Consider the following 22369-nt stretch of genomic DNA (forward strand, 5'->3'; position numbering starts at 1 on the left):
GAATTAAAATTTGGAGTATTTTATTTTAAAAGGCAAAGTGAAATACATTTTTACAAAGTGCAAAAACCACTATTTTTTTTTATAGAACTAATGGATGCGCAAGAAGAATTTAATGTTATCCGCACTTTATCGTAAAAATACCGTGAATATAAAACATCACAAATCCTATCAAAATGATAAACCTATCTATCAAATTGGAAGGGTCTATTATGTTAGAAAATTTTTTAAACACATATGAATACTTTATAATAGGGCGTTTGTTTACATTTTTTCTTTTTCGGCTGGTAGTTTGATTCTTTTTATTATAAAATAAATTCATAATGAAAATTTCAAACGGAACTCCGAAGATTAAACCTTGGAATATTTTACTAAGCCTATATGGTTTTATAATTATTACAACCATCATCGTTAAAACTTTCAACAACTAAAATCATAATAATGAATTATTAAGAAACCAAAAAGCTTTCAAGAAGCACCTAATATTCTGAGCGATTATACCCTGCATTACAAATATATTTTAAAACAATTTTAGTAATTACATTGTAAATTTGACTTATTTTGTAGCAAAACATATCATGACTGGACAAAATAGCTCAGATTTTCACAAAAAAATATCTCTTGCTGGATCATTAATTGCCATAGGTATCGTATTTGGGGACATTGGCACCTCGCCTTTATACACCTTAAATGCAGTTTTTCATCATAAAATTATCACTGAAGTTATTGCCCTTGGTAGCTTAAGCTGTATTTTTTGGACACTCCTTTTCCAGACCACCATAAAATATGTCCTCATTACTCTGCAGGCTGATAATAAAGGCGAAGGAGGTATTTTTTCTCTATATGCTTTAGTCAGAAGATACAGTGGAAAGTGGCTTGTTTTTATCGCAATGGCTGGTGGAGCATTTTTAATGGCAGATGGAATTATTACACCGCCAATTTCAGTAGCCTCTGCCGTAGAAGGCGTTCAGGCGGTTATTCCTGGATTTAATACAGTTCCGGTAATTATCGGAATTTTAATTGCTTTATTTCTGTTCCAACAATTTGGAACGGATAAAATCGGTAAGGTATTTGGTCCGGCAATGGTAATCTGGTTTGGCTTTATTGGCGTTTTAGGTGCAATGGCTTTGAGCAATAACTGGGATGTTTTAAAAGCATTAAATCCTTATTATGCTTATCAGATGCTGGTCAATGAACCGAAAGGATTCTGGCTTTTGGGAAGTATCTTTCTTTGTACCACCGGTGCTGAAGCTTTGTACAGCGATATGGGACACGCTGGGAGAAACAATATTAGAATTTCCTGGATCTTTATAAAAATTGCTTTGGTTTTGAGCTATGCCGGGCAAACAACCTGGCTTTTAAATCACGTGGGCGAAGAAGTAGGTGACCTGAGTCCTTTTTATCATATCGTTCCGCCATCTATATTCTGGCTCGCTTTAGTGATCGCAACTTTGGCAACTATTATTGCTTCACAAGCCCTAATTAGCGGCTGTTTCACTTTAATCAATGAGGCAATAAGACTTAATATCTGGCCTAAACATTTAGTATTATTTCCGAGTAATGTAAAAGGTCAATTATACATTCCGGCAATTAACTGGTTCCTGATGTGTGGCTGTGTAGGAATGGTTTTATATTTCAAGGAAAGCACTAAAATGGAGGCCGCATTTGGCCTAAGCGTTACACTTACAATGTTGATGAGTACCCTACTCATAAATGCCTATCTAAGGATAAAAAGAGTTCCTATGATCCTGAATGTACTCATTACTGGTATTTTTTTAACCGTGGAAATAAGTTTCTTAATCGCTAACCTTCAGAAAGTAAAAGATGGCGGCTGGATCACTTTGTTGATTGGTTTTTCATTATTCAGTATAATGTATATTTGGTGGAGGGGAAGACAGATAAAATCAGACATTCAATCTCTTGTTAAGCTATCTGATTATATTCCGACCCTGAACAGGCTAAGTATAGATGAGAATATGCCAAAATATGCCACAAATCTGGTATACCTTACAACATCAAACTCTGAAAAGAAGATTGAAAAAACAATCATCGATTCTATATTAAAAATGGGTTTACCGAAACGAGCAGATATTTATTGGTTTGTTCACGTCAATATTCTGGATGAACCTTATGCGCAAAAATATTCTGTGGAAACCATTATTAAAAATGATGTTTATTACATACAATTTGATTTAGGATTTCGTGAAGAGCCTAGAATTGGTTATTATTTCAAACAGGTAGTCAGTGATATGATTGAAAAAAATGAAATTGATGTTACCGACTCTTTAGAGCAGGCTTATCAACAAAATAAAATAGGTGATTTCAAATTTGTAATGATGGACAGTTTTCTTTCTTACGATAATAAAATGCCCCTTTGGAAAAACTTTGTTATGAGATCATATTATAATTTAAGACATTTGTCAATAAAAGACCATATTAATTTTGGGCTGGATAAAAGTCATTTAGAAATAGAACAATACCCGCTGGTTGTGGTTCCTTTTGCCCAAAATAAATTAGAAAGAAAGGAAAGTTAATACAATTTGAAGAGGAAAGACTAATCTCATATTTTCAAGATGAATATATTACTGATAGAAGACGACCAATGAGTAGCCGATCTTAAAAGGAGAGGATTAGAAGAGCATGGCTTTGATGCTGAACTGGCTGTTGATGGACTTTCAGGAAAGACATTAGCTTTAAATACATCTTAGGATCTTATAATTACCGATATCCTGCTACCTGAATTGAATGGTATTATAGACATCAAAATGATAATTTCTAATTCTTTTTATTGTATCATTTTTACTATTTATATAATAAATTTTTGCTTTTGAGATATTTGGCTCACCACAGAAATCCGCTTCAAGAATCCTATTTTCAGGAATTTATAGATATTGTGAAACTTACTTGAGGTTTGTTTAGTTTCACTATCAAAAACAATTGAAAATGGTCTGTTAATATTTTTTGGTAAATAGTAATACACATTTTTTGCATTATTGTCATTACAGGATATAAATAATAAAATAAAAAGACTATTTATTATATTTATCGATTTTAAGATTTTCTTTCGTAACATTGTTCGTAGCTTTTATTATTTCTCCTTTTTGGTTAAACTTAACATTTACATCAAATCTCCCCATCGGTCTATCTGCGTTACTTTGAAGATCTGTCATTGGTCCCAATTTTTATCGCCTTTAGTATCAAAATTAAATAACATAACTCTGTTCCCTGAATTGTCACCGAATATTAGTTCCTGCGATTGTGAATTGATTCCAAATATTGCGATTCAGACAATAAAAACAAACTACCACACGAAAGGATTCGTGCGGTAGCGAGGGTTTTGATAACACAGTTTAATGGCATTTTTTTTTATTCTCTAAAATAAATTTTATAAAAAAAACTCCCACACGAAAATCTTGCGGGAGCGGGAAAAAATTATTTCAAAAATATATCCAAATCTTCATTTACCTCTTGAATTACAAATTTTAATTTTTCATTTTTAACTTGGTTAAATCGATCTTGTATTATTTTTTTATTCATTAAGTTATTATAAATTCTCGCAATATCTCCTATCCCATAAATTGCAGTCCTAGCAATTCCAAAGTCTTCATCGAGTATGTACTCTATACATATTTCTTCCAGCCATTTTTGGTCGTCTATTCCATTAATAGCCCCAATAATAACTTCAATAACATTTTGATTATTCTCCAACATCTTAATCACCTCCGATTTATTTTTATAGTTATAATTTTTGTATTCCATATTACATTAATTTTTCTTAGGAGGTAAGGGTTTACCTTTATGATTAACATCTTTATTTTTAATTAGTACATTTTTCATATCTTGCGAAAGTTCATTCCATTCTCGGGAATGACCATGATAAACATTTTTTCCAGGATGTGTTTTATCAAAAACATTAAACTCATTAGCTTCTGGATCATATCCAATCCTTCTCTCCGTATTAGGGGAAAGCTGATGTGAATTCTCTAAAGATTTTTGTGGATTTGCAGGTTCTTTATTCGCTCTACCATTATTAGTTGCCCCATGTTTAGGACTAGGCTCAAAGATTCTTTTTTCTGAATCATTAGAATTTAAGACTCTATTAGTTAAATTTTTAACAATATCAAAACCTTCTATAGCTAATACTGAAGCGGTTACATACACTCCAATACGAAAATTCCTACTAGGTTCAGTAATTCTATTAAAACCTCGAATTACTTTTTTTTGGTCAAAATCAACGATAGGGAAAGGAGAATAAACATTTCCCTTCTTAAATATTATAATTGGTATACCAGGTCTATAACCACTATTTTGATAACCTTCTACTTGTTTTCCATTAGGATCAATATATTTAATTGGATTTTGATATGTATAGATATAAGGATTAAGATTTCCCAAATAAAATACTCCGCCATTATGCTGACCATCTCCATAAAATTCACTCTCCATCACAGGATTATAAACTGCCAATGGGTCAACACCATACCAAATACTTAATCTTGGATTATAGTATCTTGCCCCATAATAGTATAAACCTGTATCTTCATCCAATTCTTTTGCATTAAACTTAAACGGATTATCATACGATCCATCCATCTGCTCAATCATTGTTTCTCCAAAAGGTAAATTTAGGAAAAATTGTGTTGCCTGTGATTGAGAATTGGTAACAAATGTTGCGGTTTTTAGCAGAAAAGCCAACTCCGAAAAGTTGGTCTTGTTTATTATTTACTGCTCCGAAGTTGCAAACTTCGGATAGCGTGGGGGAGGCGAGTTGACGTCATTAATATTAATAGTACATAATTTAGACAATCAAATAGACAAATAATGAAAATATTTTGCGAAAATTTTCATGCCATTCTCAAATTTTTTATTTATCTCATCAAATTCTAAAGCATCATGTTTTTCAGGGAAAACATAATATTCAAAAGGGAAAATCATTTCTTCAAGCCTTTTGCTCCAATAATTTGAAAGTTCATCTATATTATCTCTATCACCTAAAAAAGTACTATCATCTTTAAATATTGGGATTGTGGGAGCTTCATTTTTATCTACTTTTTCTTTAAACGCCTCTAATCTTGGTAAAATATACTCTGCCAAAGTGTATTTTAAATCATAAATTTCATTATTATTCATTTATTTACTAATTTTTTTAATTACACGATAATGTGTGCTTGTATGCCAAATACTTCCATCACTTCCAGTAAGTATTCTTTCACTATCTCTTGTAGCACCATTTACTCTTTGTTCTGCTGTTGGAGGATTATTGAGATCATATTCTGTATATTTAATATTTCCATTTTTGCCTTTTTTAGGTAAGATTTGAGAGCCGTCTGTTCCATCGTTTCTAAAAAACTTTCCTTCAATTTTTCCAGATTTAATATTGCTTAAAACTCATTAACCCTCCTTAATTTAGCATTATTAAAAACACCTTTCTTTAATGGAGCTAATTCATTTATAATTTTGGTAGTCCTGTTTAATAATGCAAATAGATGGGTACTTGTTTTAATTTCCGACAGACCCATCATCGACAAAGATCTTTCGCTTTCAGATAACTTATTTCCTTGTAAATCAGTTCCAACAATACCTTCCCTTTGCGTCACCAGCAACAGGAACAAAATCTGCTGAATATCCCGCATATTTCATGCTTTCTCGATATCCTCTTTCTACCTGTTTAATCTGATCTTTTGGCACATCTTTCCAAGCTCCTGCCCATGTTTGCTTCCCATTAGGGTCAACATATCTAATTGGGTTCTGATACGTATAAATATAAGGATTCAGGTTACCCCAGAAATAAACACCTCCATTATGTTGCCCATCTCCATAGAACTCTGTTTCCATTACAGGATTATAAACAGCTAGTGGGTCTACGCCATACCAAATACTTAATCTCGGGTTATAGTATCTCGCTCCGTAATAATACAAACCAGTATCTTCATCTAACTCTTTCGCATTAAACTTAAACGGGTTATCATAAGAGCCATCCATCTGCTCCATCATCGTTTCTCCAAATGGTAAATTTAGGAAAAATTGTGTTGCCTGTGACTTAGAGTTAGTCATAAATGTTGCTTGTCCCAAATGGTTCTCCATGAGAAAGTATATCTTTCGTATTTAATATATTCCTTCAAACCCAAAAAGATAATATTTCACAAAAAAAATAACTCTCACCGATTGGCAAGAGTTATTTTTTTATTCTTTTTGAAGATTATAAAGATCTCCTCCTTCTTTTGTACACTGAATAAAGATTTTCTTAGGTATACTATCTCTTAAACTGATCTTAGTAGTTTGATTACAAAAATCATTGTCATATTTAAAAATCAATTCTCTATTATTTTCTATTCCAGAAGGAACAGCCCAATAATCTCCAACAAAATAATAACCTATAAAATAATTTTTATTATTATAAATATAAAAGCTACCGTTACCTTTTTTTGTATTCTCAAGATATCCAAAAATATTTTGGGAGTTTACAATTTTAAGGGTGTCATTTTTCGAAGTAATTATATTACCTAAATATTTTATGTTTATTTCGTTAATTTCTTTGCCTTTTATACTGAAAAAATATTCTTGTCCGACTTTGTTTTCACTTAAGACAAGTTGTCTACATTTTTCATAAAAACCCTCGCTTTTGTGCTTTTTATTGTCTTCAGAATTAGGACTACAGTTGAAAACTAATAATAAAATTAAAGCAATTATATACTGTTTCATTATTTATAATTTTTTGGGGTTGGTTTTTTAGAATTTTGATACATTTTTTGAACATCTGCCTGATAACCTTTAGTACCTGCTGTACTATTATATGATCCTGCGGCATTGAACCATCCTTTAAAATTATAAGTAGACTTTCCTGTTTTGGGATCATAAGTAATTCCGCCTTTAAAACCTTTAGTTCCTAAAATCCTTGTACCTGCATATAAAGAAGTACTTACATCTGCTCCTTCTCCTTGCTTTAAACCGTAATTAGATTTCATTTCTCCTCCATTCCAATCGGCTTTTACATTCGTTTGCATAATATCTGTAACTCCTGTCGTTCCTGCATTAGATTCTTGAATTGTCATTGCTTTAACTAAAGTTGGGTCTAAATCAGGAATTCCTTTTATGGCAACTTGAGGAATTGGGTTTCCTCCTTCTGTGACTAAGTTTAATTTGCCTGAATTTTTTGCTTGATTAAAATAGCCAGTTCTTGCAGCAATTTGATAATCATTTTTTTGATATGCTGATCCCGACACATCTTCTCCTCCCTTACTTTGTATAATATTAGGCATAGCAACCTGTTTCCACCCTGCTGTACTTCGAGAAGGATTACTACTTGCATTGGTAGTCGCCTGTATGTAGGTTTTAAATTGAGTATCACTTTTTATGCGATGAACCTCCACACCACGATTATTAATATATACAATGTCATTTGGTGCCTGCCCATCAGGATCTGTATATCTTACAGGATTATCAAATGTATAGTTATATGGTGACCAACTTGGCATATCCTCTGCCAGCGGATCTACACCATACCAAATACTCAACCTAGGATTATTATATCTTGCTCCGTAATAATACAATCCTGTATCATCATCCAATTCTTTTGCATTGAACTTAAAAGGATTATCATAAGAACCATCCATCTGCTCCATCATCGTTTCTCCGAAAGGTAAATTTAGGAAAAATTGTGTTGCCTGAGACTGAGAATTGGTAACAAATGTTGCTGTCCCCAAATGATCACCATGCAGATAGTATAAGTCAGGACTCCAGGTTCTTTCTCTGAGCTCCAAAGAGAGACCTTTACCTACACCAGATTTCTCAGGATACTTCTCAAAATCAGATTGTACGTCTGCAGATTTAGTAATTGGTTTATCTTCCGCAGTTCTGTTGGTATATAAAACTGCAAGGGTCTTCAAATCTTACCACACCATTCATAAGTCTGCTTGCAAATCTTTTCGAGCCTCCTAAATATCAAACTACCACACGAAAGGATTCGTGCGGTAGCGAGGTGAAAAGATTCGTGCGGTAGCAAGGGGGTTTTCAGATGTTCTATTGGTGTATAATATTGTAGGATCTCTGTACAGTCCATAAGTCTGCTCGCAAACTTTTTGGATTATTCAAAAGTTTTTTGGTAAATTAAAAACTACCACACGGATTCGTGCGGTAGCGTGGGGTCATGGTTTTAAATTTTCAATTTGAACGATAAATTTTCTATATTCTACCAACTTATTTCCCATAAAGGAGCTTCAAAGAAATAATCTGGCATTTCAACTTTACTTGTAAACTTCATATTTTCGCTCTTCATAATATTAAATTCTTTTTAAGATCTGCCATTGTCATTGATAAGATATCTTTTCTCTCTTTTTTTGGAAAAATTACTTTATACACTTTTCCATTAATATATTCAAATTTTAAAAAATCATAATTACAATCTGGATCATTTTTTTTAAAACTAATAGCATACATTGGTAACAAATCATCTTTTAAAAGAAAAATAGTTGTCGGTTTAATATTTTTGGTCAAATATACATTATCGCCTCCCGAATATTTAAAACAGTATTTTACATTTTCTACTTTATCAAATATAATGAATGTACTGTAATCATATTGCTTTACTACAAATTTATTACTTTCATGAATTGATGACATAGGTGTTAATGAACTATATTTTTTCCCTTTAACAATCTCTGGCATAAAATTTTGAATATCAATAATGTTATTTTTGACATTCTCCTTTTGTGATTTATTACAACCTGACAAAGCAACTAATGCTAGCATTATGTATAAATAAATTCTATTTTTTAATAACACTTGTTCCATTTTGAATAATTTTTTTGTTTTCCATAAAATCAGTTCTTTGAAACCCACCATTACTACGAACTTTCATATTATATAGTCTATTTTGAAATACAGTTTTTCCTTTTGAATTTAGATTAAACTGCATAAAACCAGAATAGTTTTTCCCGTTCTCTTTCACAAGGTTAGTGTCGAAATAAAATGTTTCTGCTACAATGTTTTCTCCATTTTTAATTGGAAGATTGGATCCTGACGTGGCTCCATTGAAAAACATTTTTCTATCACCTGCAAGAAACACATCTGTATATGTATCAATTTGAGATTGAGATACATTATCTGAAAGATATTGCATACTCATATTACAACCGGTGAAAAGAATATTGGCATCATCTGATAAATGTTGAGAAAGATAGTTTAAACCTTTACTTTTATGTGCATCAAAAACATATTCTTGTGTAGCACTTCCTGGATTCAATTTTGCTGCACCCCAAGTTCCATGAGACTTAATTACCAAATTCTCAAAATTAGGAACATTTTTTCCATAATGTGAATTTAAAACACCAGACACTTCATCAATATTATTAACGCCAATATAATCCCAATTTTTAGCTCCTTTATTCATGTATGAAGTAGATAATGGATTTTTGTCCAAAACATAAACAAGTAAATTTCTAGAGCCTGTCAATTTACGCGGCCCTGGTCCACCTGGATCTTCCGGTGCCATCCCGCTTGGGTCTATATATCTTATAGGATTATCAAATGTATAAGCATAGGGCGACCAGCTTGGCATCTTATCTTTCAGCGGATCCACACCATACCAGATACTCAACCTCGGATTATAATATCTTGCACCATAATAATAAAGTCCGGTATCTTCATCTAATTCTTTTGCATTAAACTTAAACGGGTTGTCATAAGAACCATCCATCTGCTCAATCATTGTTTCTCCAAAAGGTAAATTTAGGAAAAATTGTGTTGCTTCTGATTGAGAATTGGTCACAAATGTTGCAGTTCCTAAATGATCTCCATGTAGATAGTATAAGTCAGGGCTCCAGGTTCTTTCTCTGAGCTCCAAAGAAAGACCTTTACCGACACCAGATTTTTCAAGATACTTCTCAAAATCAGATTGTACGTCTGCAGGGTTAGTAGATGGTTTATCTTCCGCTGTTCTGTTGGTGTACAATACAGCAGGATCTTTAAACCTGTCAGCACCATCCATGAGTCTGCTCGCAAACCTTTTGGATCCTTCAAAATAATGTTTCGTGTATTGACCTGTTGAGCTTACCGTAACATAAGGATTCGGATATAGTTTGTATTCAAATAACCTTAATTCATTAATTTCAACCGGTACTCCATTCTGATAGAGTTGCGTAGGGATTTCGAGTCCATATTTTATGACTCTTTCTCCCTGATCATCATATGTATAGTATTGATAAGTTCCCGTATTATCATTGTAAAAAGCTTTTAAATGGTCTTGTTCATCCCAAAACATTTTCTTGGTGCCGTTACTGTCACTATGATTTACAGCATTTCCGTTAAAATCATAGTCAAAATATTCTGCGTTACCAGATGATTGGTCTACAACTCTTTCCACTTTATGGGTATTCTGAACATAGTCATATCTATTTTTATAAGTGTTTTCATGTACAACATTCTGATCTCTTTCATGATGCTGGTGTTTCTGTGTAATTCCTCCAACATTATTATACTCCATTACAAGATTATAAGTAGATGGCGTAAAAGAGGTTATAGGGATCTGACCTTCTTTCTCACGAATGATTACCTGCCCTGTTTCTGTACCAATCAACCTGTTGAGTGTATCGTAATTCAGATTAAACTGAAATGCCCCGCCCATACCGTTTGCCAACGGATCTGCCTGATTCTGAATCATACTGATGTTTGAAAACTGATCATATTTATACGTATTATACAACATCCTATGATTGGTATTGTTCATTAGGTAATACCTATCTAACTTTCTGTTTTGTGCATTATAAACATATTGTTGTTTAGTACCATTTCCATACTCGATTTTTAAACGCTGTTCATAGTAATCGTAATTAATGTTATCAATCAACGTCTCACCATTATTATTATCCACTGATTTAAGGTTTCCTCCTAAATCATAATGATAAGAGACAAGTTCTTCATCCGGATATTTGATTTTAGTCAAACGGTTCCAGCTGTCATAGTTGAAGTAAGTCTTGAAGTACATTTCAGGAATATGGGCTCCGCGTATAATTCTCAGCTCAGATATCACTTCTCCCATTCTTCCGTATTTATATACTGTATCACCAGAACCGTCGGCTTTTGTAATGATTTTACCTGCATTATTTCCTGCAGTTGAAAGGCCATATTGGTACTGTACGTTGTTTGGATTGGGATCTCCTGAAGGAAGATCCGGCAAGAATATTCCTAAAAGTCTGTTATAATCATATTTATACTCAATATAGTGCGTGTTGATACTGGAATCATTCAGTAAATTATCCGTAGTTAATCTTCTAAGATTTCCTGCTTGGTCATATTCATAACTCGTCATTCCTTTATCCGGATGTCTCTGTAGGATGCGTCGTCCTGCAAGGTTGTAAGAATAACTCGTAGTCATTCCTTCCGGATCTGTTACCTCCATTAATTCACCAATGGTATTATAATTAAATATTGTAGAAAGTGCCTGTGAATATAGATAATCGTCTTTTTGAACTATTTTGCCTTCAGCATTAGCATAAGATTCCGATTTCTGATTCAAGAACTCTTCAGTCGTTTTGAACAAGTTATTTGTGATGGCGTATTGGGTCACTTTTGTATTTCCGTCTTCATTAGTTGCAGAAACAACCCTACCTTGATTGTCATACGATTGAGAGGTACTAGGTCCATTTGCACCATTGAGGTTTAAATTTGCATTCCCTAAATTCTCATATTTAGGATGATATTGCTGTATTGTTCTTCCTAAAATATCAAAAACTGTACGTCCTGATACGGATCGTCTTTCAGTACCACTCAGTTCTACATCTTTTTTCACCTGCACTATTCTTCCCAAAAAATCAGCATATGTATCGGTCATAATCGTATTATTGATACTTGCATATTCCGGATCATAGTTTGAGGTTGATGCACGGTATATTTTTATTGCATTATTATTATTAACAATACCTGCATGATCCGTCCAATATTTATATTTTACGGTAGGGACTGTAGAGTTGCTCGCAATTTCATTAGGTCCCATAATCGATGAGGGTCTTCCGAAACCGTCGTAATAAAATACCATAGCATTTCCTCCGGTATCAACCTTTCTTGTTACCACATCAAACAGAGGGTTGTATGTAGACGTAGATTTGATATTGTGAATATCTTTAACTTGAGTGACATATTTTCCGGTTACTGTATCATCATATTCATATTCAATCCAATATCTGTCATTGTTATGATTTGGAGGATAAGTAACTTTTTTAATATTTCCAGAAACATTATATTCCATATCCGTAGCAATATTGTCAGTACCATCATAAACGATTATTCTTCCAACATCTCCGTTATATGGATTAATGTTTTCAGATTTTCTCTGCCTCAATAATGTTGATTGAGTATTTCCGTCATATACTTCCACCACCACAGGAACACCAATCATATTATTGAAAAGAGATTGATAAGTAATATTTGTATTATATGACGTTGAAGGACTTGTGTATTGATAATTTGACATCAGACCCTGAGGGGTGTAAGAAAACTGCTCGGTAGTTGTAATATCTCCACCTGACTCATAAACTGTATTTGTTTTCTCACTTAACAAAGCAATAGCCATTTTTCTTCCCTCTTTACCTCCCGTATCGTAGTCGGTTCCCAAATTGGAATTTAGATCAATCTGCGTGGTATTGTTGATAAATCGTTGAAGCTTATATGTGTAATTTGTCTCTGAAATAAGACCACCGCTCCCATTCATTACGATGTTTTTATCTGGCAAACCGTTCATTAGATAACTATTATTATAGTAATAGTCTTCAGAAACTCTTTCTGCTGATCCTCCATTCATCTCAGAAGTTTTTACAACTCCAAAACCAAAATCCTCTCTTTCTCTTCTGTCATATTTTCTATTACTGAAAGAGTAAAGGGTTTCCATTTTATTACCTTGATCAGTCGTATAATTTGGAGAAAATACATCCGGTTCTGTAACAGTAATTTTATTAACCACTAGTTTAGCATGAGGGTTATCATAATTTGATCTTGCAAACTGATAATCTAAATTATATCTACCTTTTGAGATCGTATTGGTAATTGCTTTCAGTTTATTTGTTCTTCCTATCTGAGAATAATTAACTGTAAAACCATCATTATTATCAACTACCAAATCGGCAAAACCATCTCCATTCATATCTTTAAATGCTTTTCTGGTTTCAGAGACATTTAACCCTATGTTAGCCGTAGCTCCTGCACCAGCTTTAATCCAAAGTATTAGAGCAATAAAAGGTGGAATCAAAGTAATTGGTCCGATATTCAACATATAATTACCTCCAAACGAGAATGATCCATTGAAAGATCTCGTTTCATCGGTAAAATCTACAGCACCCGACGATTTTAGAAGAGGCATTGCATTATCGAACTTGTTTCCTAAATTATAGCGAACAGTAGTAGAATTGTTAGAGTTATTAATTTCTAAAATATCAATTAGACCATCTCCATTCACATCTTCATATACCGTTTCCGCCGTTCCTGTTGATGCAGATGCACCCACACTTGCACTGATTCCGAATCCAAAACTACTCAAAGCGCTCAAATTGGCTAATCCTCCTAATGATCCTCCAATCCCTAAACTAAAACTTCCTTTCGGACGGGAACGGTATGTTATTAAATTTTCATAAGATGAGTACCCTCCTAGACTCCTACCCATATTTAATGCATATTTCATGTAGGTAGTACCCCCGTCTTTAATTCTATCTGGCAATCCGTCACCATTGATATCCATCCAGAAAGTTTTTCCTAAATCGTAAGAGTCATAATAACTGTTAACCCCGGCACTGATAGACGCTCCTCCTGACCAAGGCAAGCCCGTATCAGCATGTGTTGTGGTACCGCTTCCTCCTTGTGCTCCTATTCTCCCTGTGACAGAAAATGCATTGTATGAAAAACCAAGCGAATTCATTTTTTGATAGCTGTTTGAGCTAGTAGGAAAGTCTCCTGAATTCAATACCTGCATACTATTCAGACTTCCTGTGGAATTGGTAAATTGAACAGAGTTTGGATAGACAATGTCTGGATAACCATCTCCGTTAAGGTCAGAAAATGTCTGAGTCTCAACACTTCCAATACCTGCTAAAGTGGTTACCGAATTACCTCCACTTCCCATCCCAAAACTTAATCCCTCGGTAGTATTATTAGACCCACTTTTATTTACTTTGTCGATACCTTTCATACTCGTATCTACTGATAATTGGCCTGAAGTGTAAGTAACAGGAGTTACAGTTGGTAGATTTGGAACGGGATTGTTGAAATAACTTACGGTCTCACTATTGCTAAAACCTGATTTTGACGAATATTGCTCATTTCCGATTCCTACATAAAAATCATAACGTGACCTTTAGGTTTTACAAATCTTGGCTTCATTTGAGCAACTGTATTGGCGACTGTGTTGTTACCTGCATTTGGATTGGTGGTAGTATTCAAAATACATGCTGCCAAATCAGCGTTATTCGTAATTCCCTGACATTGCGGATAGGTATTTTGTGTTGTAACATCTGCTGTAAATGCCGTTGCCTGTATTGGAGGTCCATAAGTATAATCACTAAAACTTCCAGGCTGATACAAAAATTGCCCCCAATTATTAAAAAATACAGATTTTGTGTTGTACATCGCTGTATTAACGGCTGTAGCAGATGTATCTGCAAAAATATTAACATTATCATAGTAGACAGTGAAAGGTTTGCCTTGGAAGTAGTTTGCATAATTATTAAATAGTGCATAATCTCCACCCGTCTTACAATATACCTGCACCGTGATTAACTTACTACTATCGCCATTGACAATAGTAGGGTCACCTGTGTAAAAATCAATCGGAGAAATGCCGTTTATTGTCTGACCTGTAGTCATATCCTTTTCAACCAATATACTATTAGTATGAGATATTACTACTACTCTTTTAGCTAAAATATCATTACCTCTTTTAATGATATAATAGAAAGATCCCGTTCCGAGACTTGAAAAATTTCCTATATTTTTATTGATCTGGATACCGAAATTGTGGTTACCAGAAAGACCAGGGTTAGGTAACTGACTAACATGTAATTTATTTGTCAACTGATTGACAGCAAATGAAGGATATTCTGGAATTGGGAGAAAATACACTTGTACATTTGGATTAATTGAGGTAGAAGCCTGATAGTTTACTGAAATTTGACCATTCCAATTGGCAGTATAAAAATTAGTATGAGAATCAGATTCCACAATAAATCTCAGATGAACAGGTTCTGATGCACTTACATTTAAATTAATTGAATGGGCTTGGGTTACTAAATTTTGTTGGTCATAAGTTTCCGGAGTAATTAAATCAGTAATTATACCTGCAGCATTTTCAGAGACAATCCTAAAGTTCACTTTGTCTGTCAGGTATGGAAAAGTAATGCTCGGTACTGTAATGGTAGCCGTTCCCTGCGCATCAAGATAGATCGGTGCTGAAATGTTATTCAAGAACATATTGTCACCATAAGTTCCATTATTTAACTGAAAATAATCTTGAGACAGTGCAAAATTGTTTGAAATTTCAGCTCCAGAAGTTGGATCAACATAAGTAATTTTCGGATCAGAATCAATAGCATAATTTTGTTCTAAATTTTTATGAAGTCTGATATAAATTTTTTCACCGCTCTTTACAAATAATCTATTGGGGTTATTGATTCCCCAATTGCTGTTAATTCCGTTTTGAGGAACATTCTGCATTTGTGTATAATAATCATTATATCTTGAAATAGTAACATTTTGCACTGGGTCTCCTGCATGAAGCTCAGTTAGATAGATTCTTCCATTGATATAATAAATTAAGGATCCAGATGTAAGAGGAGTAGGATTTACTATTTCAACAGAATAATACATCTTTTGAGGAGGATTGGTAACCATTCCATAACTACTAGGACTTATAATAATTCTATCTGTAAATTTTATATATCCATCTTTCGGAGCTATCCATACCTTTACCACATCAGTTATTGGTGTTGGAGGAAGCACAGGATCCTGCGGGCAGCCTTTCTCCGTACAAGGAATAGGTACTTGTATCGCTTTAGCTTTTACAATCATATTCTCTGTGTGCTCAGAGTGTTTGGTCATCTCAGATTTACCAGTATTTCTGTCGAACCTATTAAACCATACCTCACCATTATGTACTATATCGGTCAGTCCGTCTGAGTTGGCATCAATCAAATATGTTTTGGTCTTGCTGGTCGAAGATGAGCTTATCTGTGATTTACTGTATATAACAGCTCCTATATCCCACCCTGAATTTGTAGTTTTTGTTTCGGTAAATGAAAAGTCACCACTGTAGTTTCCGATAGGTTGCGAGGAATTAAAAGCCAAATTACCAGAGCCATCTAAATATCCGGTTCTTAGAAATAAACCTTCATCGGGCACCCTGTAAATCATATCCTGAATACCGTCACCGTTAAAATCGGTAAGTTGCTGTGCATTTTTGGCCTCTGAATTTGAATAGCCAAAAGGAAACCCAAGCATCAAATGTCCATAGGCATCATTGGAGGGATAAAAGAAATTGAGTCCTGCTGCGGGTCTGAAATTAAATCCTTTTTCTGAACTGATATTACCGTTTATTTTTGAAGGTTTTATCAACCCCCTTATAAATCCTGAATAGGCATGTTTATCATGTTGAAGACCAATAAAAGTATCCGGTCCGTAGATTTTTACATTACCTTGACCGTCACGAACATCATTGTAATAATCAAAAGTATAGCTGTCAGTTATTTCATTACAAGTCGGATCTATTCCCCCACTTGTACCGCCACCGCCGCCACTTCCGTCATCAATATCGCGTATTTCTCCTTTACTCGCCAATGTTGTAGAACATGGATTATGAGGAACAATATAAATACGCTTTAATAATGTTTTATAAAACTCACCATCAATATAATCCATTTTATAGGTTCTGATAAGTTCAGTTTTATACTTAACCTGAATTTCCTTTAATAAATATGGTTCAGATCTGGCAAACCCCTGTTTTGCATTGATACTGATATCTTTTCTGGTAATACTACTTTCCTTAATGAAATTGACTGTATAATCTTTATTCCTGCCGTACGAGATTTTTTCAATCTGATAAAATTGACCGCCACCTCCACCTACATTATAGTAGGTGAAATTCATCGTATTTCCATGTACATCTTCTATCATTCTTAAACCCCAATGAGAAATACCTCCCACACCTGAAAGCATGGAATCCGGTGATCCACCATAATATCTTTTTGTTCCATCGGTAGAAGTTACCTTCCAAGTGTAACCACCAGGAGAATTTCCTATCCTCTCAATCAATGAAAAATCATGATTTTTTCTAAGATAGAATTTTTTCACCAGGCTGCTGTTAGGATCAGTATGATCTGTTCTCAACTGTTTTTCTGTTGTAATAGCAGTATTATATTCACTAAGATCATTATGTCTGTGAGGCAAATATTGATTAGGATATACCAGCATTTCTCCATCCAGCGAGTAGAGTTCAGTCTCACCTGCAGCATCGAATTCAGGAGTTCCCCATCTTGTATCTACACTGATTGATGACAGACCATTGATATTCCATCCATCTCCCATCCAACCGTTACCACCGCCACTACTGTATCCGATCGACAATGAGGGTTGAAGACCTCCTAAACCACTAGGAACACGGATTGGATAATTTGCGTTGGCATCTCCTTTTTGATTTGCTGAAGGAACACCCATCAACTGTAATCCAGCCGTTGGATCTGCTGCTTTTAAACCACTGATACTCGTAGGCGCAAAAGACTCCAACTGTGAAGATTCGGGAACTGAGATTACACCATTGATATAATCAGTGTCACCATCACCTTCTACAGTCACTACTTTTTTCTCTGCATCCACTTTACTGGTGGGATCCACTTTCCATTTCTTTGAAGAATAATCAAAGTAGAAAGCTTTTATTTCTTTTGATGATCTTGCACCAAGTTTTTTATCATCATAAGGAATAGACAGTTTTACCTTTTTTGCCAACACCCCTGCTTTAATAGATAGACGGTAAGCTAACGAGTTTGCCATCATGCTCTTAATTTCTCTCGAAACAGCAGGATAATCTTTTTTCTCAATTTTAAAATCTGTACCTGAGCTGATAACTCCACAGAGTTTTTATCAATCGTAACTGTTGTATTTTCATAAGCTTCGTTGTACTCGTTGTCTTTTGAAATATTGATAATTAATGGTGCATAGCTGCTTTCATTCAATATTTTAAATGAAGATTTGCTTACAGGAATTGTGTATTCTTGTACACTATTTGCGTCTTTAATAGTAATACTACCTTTAGCTTTATTTTCTTCCGTTAATTCGATTAAACTCTCAAATTCACCATTCGTACTTTGTAAAGATTTGTTATCTATCATTAACGGATTCGAAACCCATGCATTTTGAATACCTTTAATATAAAGCTGGTTACCGGAACGCAATGATGAAATATTTCCAGCAGAATTCAATCCTTTTTCAAAAACGATTTTTACATTCTTAACTTTATATTTTATTCCGTTAATAGAGGATGTAAACAGAACACTGTTCTTACCTCCTTTTAAGGAACTCAGGCTAATCTCTTCTTTTTGTGCACTCCAGCTATTGCTTGGCAAGATGATATTCCCTCCAAATGCTACATTTTTATTAATGGATCTTGAAACAGAATGATACGATTCCAAGCCAAACAAATCATATACTAAATAAGCCTTTACATTTTGATTTTTTACTTCAGGAATATTGATCGTGAAAAAATTATCCGATGGATTATCTGACTCATCGTCAGAAAACTCTCCTATCATCCCTTGTTTTTCTTCAGATTCAAAAATCTGATCAATATTTTGTTTACTATTAACTCCGGGATTAGCGTTCTGAATTCACCATTGTCAACGTTCTTGTTAACGCTTGATGTCAAAGCAGAATTAGTATTAACAGCAGAATCAGTAACTGATTCATTCTTATTTATCTCATCAGTAGAAGGTTCATCTGCAATCACGTGATGGCCGATATATCTCTCCATCATCTTCAATTTGAATGCTCTTACTTTATATCGGTCTTCTTTCGTAAAACTTGCAAAAAGAAACATGATAGCAAAAAAGCACACCAAAAGAGCCGACTTCTTTGTAAAAGGAAGTTTAAAGGATTTTGTTTTCATGATTTGGTTTTTAGTCAACAATTAATTTGAATGTTTTGATTACTTTTCCATTTTGCGTTAAAGTGATCAGATAAGAACTTTGGACGATTAATGAGCTACTATACGATCTTGAACGGTGATCTATTTTTTCCAATTTGACCAGTCTTCCTCCACCATCATAGACCGCTATCGATAAGTTTTCCATTTCAGGGAATTTTACGGTAAAGTTTTGACCTTTCTTAACAGGATTTGGATAGAGTACAATCTGACTGAGATCGAGTGAAAGTAAATTTTGATCAACTGAGGACGATCCCGGATTTGATTCATTTTCTTTATTCGGTTCTCTCAAAGGACTTACCGCAAATGTAAAATATTGGTAAATTTCACCTTCCTTATCTTTACTAAAATCAACCTTACTGAAATCTACATAATTTTCATTTTCAACACCTTGAAATTTCTTAATCTCGCCTGCAGAATTTTTTAAAAACATCCAGTAAACAATAGGCAGTGAATCAGGGTTGATTGTTTTTTTGTCTATCCTGATCTTATAGTCATTCTTAGGAATCGTAGAGCCAATAAAATTAATTTCCCAGTTTCTTTCGAGAACATTGAAATTTCCGTCAGCCTTTGTACTCATTGCTTTGTCATCATCAGACCAGATCACGAAATTATTGTGATCAAAAAGACTTGTGTTTTCAGTATTCGTTTTCTTAATGTCTGTTTTTCCAATGGTTAAAAACTGATCTTCGACATTAGATGATTGTTTTTGATAGAGCTCATTTCCGTCATCTCTTCCTAAGCCGGTAGGTCTGTGTTTGAACTCTTTATGTTTTTCAGGATCCCAAATCAATTTTGCATCACTGCCATAATATTTTCCTCTCTGCAAAGAAATTCCATACTTAATAGACAGATAAGAGTGAATCTTATTCAAATCCATAGCTTTCGCTTTTCTTGGAATAAAAATCATTTCGTAAAGATTCTGATCTTCAAACCTGATTTTCAAGCTGTCTGATTTCCCGTCCGGTTTTTCAGCATTCCCGGTAAAAGAGAATATGCTGGGTCTCTTCTGAATCTTTACGGTCTTTTTAGACTCCTTGCTTTCATATTTATCATTACTCAGGGATATTTTTTGATCATCATTCTCCCATATCTTCTCATCATTCTTGGAAGTATGAACAAGACTCAAAGTATGACTCTTGTTTTTACTGTGTTTAATATATTTTTTAAGTAGTCTGTCTTTAATTCCATAATGAAAGTTGAGAAGGTTCTCATCTTTCGAATTAGCAACTTCACGAGGAGTTAGAGTAGATTTCTCCCAGATTTGGACATCAGATCCAATCAGTTGAGAATAGGAATTGGCTGAGTATAAGAATACCATGATCATTACCGATTTACGGTATAGCGATTTTGACATAACAAATAAATTATGTGGAATGAGAAATTAGAAAAATAGATGATTCAATTTTCAAGATTTAGAAAATTGACGGATGAATTAAATCATTAAGTTGGGAAGGTAATTTGTGCTTTCATATTGTGTGTTTTTTATCTTGTTTTTATTTGGTATCCCAAAACTATAAAAAAATTTTAAAATTCATAAATAAATCTTAAAATTTATTAAAATATTTGTAATATGTTAACTCAAACAAATAAAAACTAATCCAAAACCACCTTAAACGCTATAAATATTATAAAAATATAATTCAAAAAAATACATTTTAGATATAGAGCTATTGTATAAAACCGTATTATAAACAATCTTATTTATATAGATGTATTAACATTTTTCTTTCTATCATAAACTAATATTTTATTAAATTTTATTTTATTTTATTTCAAATTCTGGAATGATTTATCTGGAAAGTGCGATTTAAAGAACTTATTTTGTAGCATTGTAATTGTGACTAAAATATTGCAAATGAGATGGAAATTAGAAATAAATTTTCTTTTTGGTATTTTAAAACAACAATATTCACTAAATCTTCTCTTCGGTTACGGGTAAAAGACAAGTACTGCTAACTAAAGATCTACTATTCCAATGCAGATTGTTTTTTATTTTTAAAGTTAAATTGCAATAAAGTTTACAATATCATAAACTAAAGAAAATTATTAATTAAAAATGAGCTTTGTAATTCTTGTTTAATGTGGCTCAATCTAACTAAATCATCTATAAAAGTGTTTGAAGATACGCTTGTCTTGGTCACAAGACTGACATTTGAAGATTTCACTCTCTCATGTCGATTTTTTCACTCCCTAACAAACTGTTATACTGACAGATACATTGTGCTACAATATTCACTTTAAGTGTTTGAAAACTTTTTCCGTCAAATTCAAATTTTAGGGAAATATGAAACACCCTATCGTTCTTTTTGTTAACAGATCGCCATGCTCGTAAAGGCTTGCGAGATTTTCCATTGAATCGAGCGCATTTTCTATTTTTGTTTTAATGTCAAGTTCTTTACTTTCTGAGACTATTTGCTCCTGCTCAAAATGTTCAATTTGTGATTTTGTGGTTTTTTGATCTCTTTATAATCTTCCTCGTCTAATTTATCTGCAATATATTTATCTCTTGGATTGGCAACTTTTTCATTGAGTAAATTGATCTCTTTTGAAACTGACTTTCTTTTCTCTTCAATATCACTAGTAAATTGTTTGTAGTTATCTAAAAAAAGATCTTTGATAATAGGATTATATTAAAGTTTTGAAATTTCTATTTCAAAGAGTTCATTGAGCTTATCAGAATCAAATCTGAATTCGCATTTATAATAATAATAATAATAATAATAATAATAATAATAATAATAATAGGTCTTAGACTTTCGCTTTGCGCTACTTGCGGTGAGATTCTTTCCACACCTTGGACAGATCAGGATACCTCGAAGCGTAAAGCGTTCGTTACCCAACACTCTTCCACCGGGACCTTCAACTTTCCTTTTCTGATCCATAACCTTCTGAGCTTGGTTGAAAAGTCTTTCGCTGATAATCACATCAATATAGCTACCTCTTGTTTGTAGTCTTCAGTGTAGATCTTACCACAGTTTACCTGATTTCTCATGGCTTTGGCTAACGCACTTCTTGACTTCGAAACACCTCCCCTTTTATTCATCTGTAATCTTAAGTGCTCAGTAGGAATATACACTTTGGCAACCTCACTAAACGCCCAGGTGATATTTGAAGCCTCCGGCTCTTTGATGGCGATGTACTTTTTACCATCTTCTTGACTCCTGTTGATAATTATTGGATCTGTCAAAATAATGAAGCAAACTC

17 protein-coding genes are annotated in these 22369 nt (G+C 33.6%); 1 reads left to right on the top strand and 16 read right to left on the bottom strand.

Annotated features, from left to right (window positions below):
- The first annotated feature begins 575 nt into the window (after positions 1–575).
- Positions 576–2531 (top strand): KUP/HAK/KT family potassium transporter, encoded by a 1956-nt coding sequence (locus EAG08_RS03885; protein ID WP_129534310.1) that lies wholly within the window; start codon positions 576–578, stop codon positions 2529–2531.
- A 495-nt stretch (positions 2532–3026) separates the two neighbouring features.
- On the opposite strand, the gene EAG08_RS21265 is transcribed toward EAG08_RS03885, so the two are convergent.
- The 16 genes from EAG08_RS21265 to EAG08_RS03955 form a co-directional block, all read right to left on the bottom strand.
- A complete protein-coding gene (locus tag EAG08_RS21265) occupies positions 3027–3167 on the bottom strand; it encodes a hypothetical protein (RefSeq protein WP_164998519.1) in 141 nt (46 codons plus the stop codon).
- A 262-nt stretch (positions 3168–3429) separates the two neighbouring features.
- A complete protein-coding gene (locus EAG08_RS03890) occupies positions 3430–3756 on the bottom strand; it encodes a hypothetical protein (protein WP_129534311.1) in 327 nt (108 codons plus the stop codon).
- Between the two features lie 6 nt (positions 3757–3762).
- Complete coding sequence (locus tag EAG08_RS03895) at positions 3763–4692, bottom strand: RHS repeat-associated core domain-containing protein (protein WP_129534312.1); 930 nt, start codon at positions 4690–4692, stop codon at positions 3763–3765.
- A 111-nt stretch (positions 4693–4803) separates the two neighbouring features.
- Complete coding sequence (locus EAG08_RS03900) at positions 4804–5127, bottom strand: hypothetical protein (protein WP_129534313.1); 324 nt, start codon at positions 5125–5127, stop codon at positions 4804–4806.
- A complete protein-coding gene (locus tag EAG08_RS23085) occupies positions 5128–5373 on the bottom strand; it encodes a ribonuclease domain-containing protein (RefSeq protein WP_410493350.1) in 246 nt (81 codons plus the stop codon).
- A 189-nt stretch (positions 5374–5562) separates the two neighbouring features.
- Positions 5563–6081 carry an RHS repeat domain-containing protein gene (locus tag EAG08_RS03905; RefSeq protein WP_129534314.1) on the bottom strand — a complete coding sequence of 173 codons (519 nt, stop codon included), beginning with the start codon at positions 6079–6081 and terminating at the stop codon, positions 5563–5565.
- Between the two features lie 99 nt (positions 6082–6180).
- On the bottom strand, positions 6181–6699 hold the full coding sequence (locus tag EAG08_RS03910) for a hypothetical protein (protein ID WP_129534315.1): 519 nt from the start codon (positions 6697–6699) through the stop codon (positions 6181–6183).
- Positions 6699–7883: an RHS repeat-associated core domain-containing protein gene (locus EAG08_RS03915; RefSeq protein ID WP_129534316.1), complete on the bottom strand. Its 1185-nt coding sequence runs from the start codon at positions 7881–7883 to the stop codon at positions 6699–6701. Before EAG08_RS03915 ends, EAG08_RS03910 begins: the two co-directional genes overlap by 1 nt.
- 385 nt (positions 7884–8268) lie before the next feature.
- Positions 8269–8787 (bottom strand): hypothetical protein, encoded by a 519-nt coding sequence (locus EAG08_RS03920; protein ID WP_129534317.1) that lies wholly within the window; start codon positions 8785–8787, stop codon positions 8269–8271.
- Positions 8762–14167: an RHS repeat-associated core domain-containing protein gene (locus EAG08_RS03925; protein WP_129534318.1), complete on the bottom strand. Its 5406-nt coding sequence runs from the start codon at positions 14165–14167 to the stop codon at positions 8762–8764. The genes EAG08_RS03920 and EAG08_RS03925 overlap by 26 nt, the downstream gene beginning before the upstream one ends.
- Positions 14168–14307: 140 nt before the next feature.
- Positions 14308–18018: a SpvB/TcaC N-terminal domain-containing protein gene (locus EAG08_RS03930; protein ID WP_129534319.1), complete on the bottom strand. Its 3711-nt coding sequence runs from the start codon at positions 18016–18018 to the stop codon at positions 14308–14310.
- Entirely contained in the window at positions 18015–18773 is a 759-nt protein-coding gene (locus EAG08_RS03935) for a hypothetical protein (protein WP_129534320.1), read from the bottom strand. Before EAG08_RS03935 ends, EAG08_RS03930 begins: the two co-directional genes overlap by 4 nt.
- Positions 18770–19126, bottom strand: a complete 357-nt coding sequence (locus EAG08_RS03940) for a hypothetical protein (protein ID WP_129534321.1) — start codon at positions 19124–19126, stop codon at positions 18770–18772. Before EAG08_RS03940 ends, EAG08_RS03935 begins: the two co-directional genes overlap by 4 nt.
- A gap of 10 nt (positions 19127–19136) precedes the next feature.
- Positions 19137–20519 carry a T9SS type A sorting domain-containing protein gene (locus EAG08_RS03945; RefSeq protein ID WP_129534322.1) on the bottom strand — a complete coding sequence of 461 codons (1383 nt, stop codon included), beginning with the start codon at positions 20517–20519 and terminating at the stop codon, positions 19137–19139.
- A gap of 1276 nt (positions 20520–21795) precedes the next feature.
- Entirely contained in the window at positions 21796–22047 is a 252-nt protein-coding gene (locus EAG08_RS03950) for a recombinase zinc beta ribbon domain-containing protein (protein WP_129534323.1), read from the bottom strand.
- Positions 22048–22085: 38 nt separating this feature from the next.
- Positions 22086–22352 carry a hypothetical protein gene (locus tag EAG08_RS03955; protein ID WP_129534324.1) on the bottom strand — a complete coding sequence of 89 codons (267 nt, stop codon included), beginning with the start codon at positions 22350–22352 and terminating at the stop codon, positions 22086–22088.
- Positions 22353–22369: the final 17 nt, after the last annotated feature.

Source organism: Chryseobacterium sp. 3008163 (genome assembly GCF_003669035.1).
Lineage (GTDB): Bacteria > Bacteroidota > Bacteroidia > Flavobacteriales > Weeksellaceae > Chryseobacterium.